The 2,453-nt window shown below is 76.3% G+C and carries 2 pseudogenes; both read right to left on the reverse strand.

Features of this window, described 5'->3' with window-relative positions:
- Positions 1–1,080 (reverse strand): annotated as a pseudogene (locus tag IH13_RS38230) (PucR family transcriptional regulator ligand-binding domain-containing protein); the annotation flags it as partial.
- Between the two features lie 95 nt (positions 1,081–1,175).
- Positions 1,176–2,453 (reverse strand): annotated as a pseudogene (locus IH13_RS0123505) (ATP/GTP-binding protein); the annotation flags it as partial.

Genomic DNA, 2,453 nt, shown 5'->3' on the forward strand with positions numbered 1-2,453 from the left:
GGCGTACGCGGCGCAGGCCGCGACGGCGGCGCCGCCGTCCGTGGCCAGCACCACGACCCGGTCGCCCTCCGGCACCATCAGCAGCGTCTCGCCGGACCGGGCGGCGGCGGCCTCCATCGTCTCGGTGAGCAGCGCGGTGTCGGACGCCTCCGCGAGGAGCAGCCGGAACGGGGCGTCCAGCAGGGCGCCGTACAGATCACCAGCGACCGCCCGGGCGTGGTCGGGCTGACCGGCGAGCAGCATCTGCAGGACCGCCGCCCCCAGCCGCTGCTCGGCGTCCTGGAGCGCGCGCGAGCGGGCCGTGGTGAGGGTCAGCAGGGCCACGGCGGAGTGCACCGCGTACCGCTCGGCCGTGCCGAGGGAGGCGCCCGTCCCGACGGCGAGCGCGCCCCGGGCGTGCCGGCCGGTGCCCAGTGACTGGAGCTCCACCCGGTCCTCGGGGCCGCCGACGACGGCGCTGGCGGGCGCGGCCCGGTCCCCCAGGCGGCGTACGTCCGCGGTGAGCCGGGCGGCCCGGCGGGCCGCCCAGTCGGGTGCCACCGCGACGACGGCGCCCGACGTGTCGTACAGCGCGGCCCAGCCGTCGACCTGGGCGGCGAGGCGGGTGATGAGCCCGGCGGGGCCCTCCCCGACGAGGGCCGCCCGGGTCAGTTCGCGCTGTGCCTCGAAGCCGGCGGTGACGGCCCGTTACTGGTCGGCGGCGATGGCCGCCGACACCGCCTTGCTGATGGCGATGAACGGCGTGCGCCGGGGCACTTCCAGGAGGGGCAGCCCGGCCTCCTCGGCGGCGTCGATCAGGGCCGGGGGGACCTCGTCGTAGGTGACCCCGACGGCGAACCCGAGCCCGGCGACCTCGGCGGCCACCAGTCGCTGGACGTACCGCCGCATCGTCGCGGGGTCCTCGGCGTCGAGGTTGGTCGCGGTGACCAGGAGCAGTTCACCGCCGTCCATGTAAGGGACGGGATCCGCGAGCTCGCTGGCGTGCGCCCAGCGCACGGGTGTGGCGAGCCGGTCCGCCCCGGCGCGGACCTTGAGCTTGAGCGCCGAGTGCTGGACGAGCGAGGCGAGAGTGGGTGGCATGGGACCGCCGGGGCTCTGGGAGTCGATTGCGCCGTCCCGTACAGACGGCCGGTTCCGATTCTGCCAGGGCGGCGCAATCGGCGTAACCGGCCCGCTCAGCCGTCCAGTTTCACCAGCAGCGGCGGGGCGTGCTCCCCGTCCACCGTGGTCAGCGAGAGGACCGCGTGACCGGCGGGCAGTTCGTAGGCGAGCGCGGAGGCGGACCAGCGCTCGCGTTCCACCCTTCGCACGGTCACCGCGTCCCGGGTGACGGCCTTGCCGGTGACGAGCTTGCGCAGGCCGTGCAGGGCGCGGGTGAACGGCTGGTCGGCGAAGACCGAGTGGTGGGCGACCTCCCGGGTCTCCACCCACTCCTTGCCCCAGACGTCCGCGAACCGCTTGCCGTCCCAGGTGGTGACCCCGCAGAAGGCCATGCAGCAGCCGACGCCGCCGAGCAGCGCGGTGTGCAGGCTCTCGGGGACGTCGTCCAGGGTCCGCAGGGCGAGTACGGCCCCGGCGTTCGCCGACCGCAGCCGCCGGATGCCCCGGACGGTCTCGGTGGTGAGGGCCTGGGTGGCGTCGTCCAGCACCAGGCAGACGAAGAGCGACCGGTCGGTGCGGGCGGCGGCGACGGCGGTGAACTGTGCGAGGACGAGCCGGGTGAGCAGCCGGGACGCCTCGGCGTGCGCACGCTCCGGGAGGTCGATACGGACCCGCAGGGGCAGGTGTTCCAGCGACCTGAGGGAGAAGGGCCGGGATTCGGGCCCGGTGGCGAAGAACGGGGCGAAGGCGGGCCGGTCCAGGAGGGCGATCCGGTCGGCGAGGACCGGCCCGGGGTCCTGGGAACCGCCGCGCTGCCGGGTTCGGGCGTCCAGCTCGCGCAGCATGGCGGTGTGGCCGCCGGCCGCGAGCTCCCCGCGCAGTGCGTCGACCGCCCCCTGGTCCCCGTCGAGGAGCTCCCGGAGGGCCGGGACGCCGGGGAAGTGCCCGTGGACGGCCCGGTAGGGGCCGAGGAGCTGGGCGAGCACGGTGGCGGCACGCCGGCTGTCCAGGCCGGGTACGTCGCCGACGAGTCCCTCCGCCAGCACGCCGGCCGCCTCGTCGGGGTCGGTCGTGCCGCCGTACAGGTCGAAGTCGTAGGCGGAGGCCGGGTCGCCGACCCGCACGACGACGTCGTAGGCCTCGTCGGCGCCGAGGGGGTCTCCCGCGCCGCCGACGGCGAGGACGGCCGCCTGGCCGGCGAGCGCCTGGAGCGCGAGCGACTCGACGACCGGCCGGACCAGGCGGGCGGTCTTCCCCGATCCCGGCGGGCCGACCGCGAGCAGCGAGGTGCCGAGCAGCGCGGGTTCCAGGGCGGCGCCCGACCCGCGGCGGGCGTACGGGTTGTGCGGGTC

It is taken from the genome of Streptomyces sp. NRRL WC-3549 (assembly GCF_000721935.1).
Taxonomy (GTDB): Bacteria; Actinomycetota; Actinomycetes; order Streptomycetales; family Streptomycetaceae; genus Streptomyces.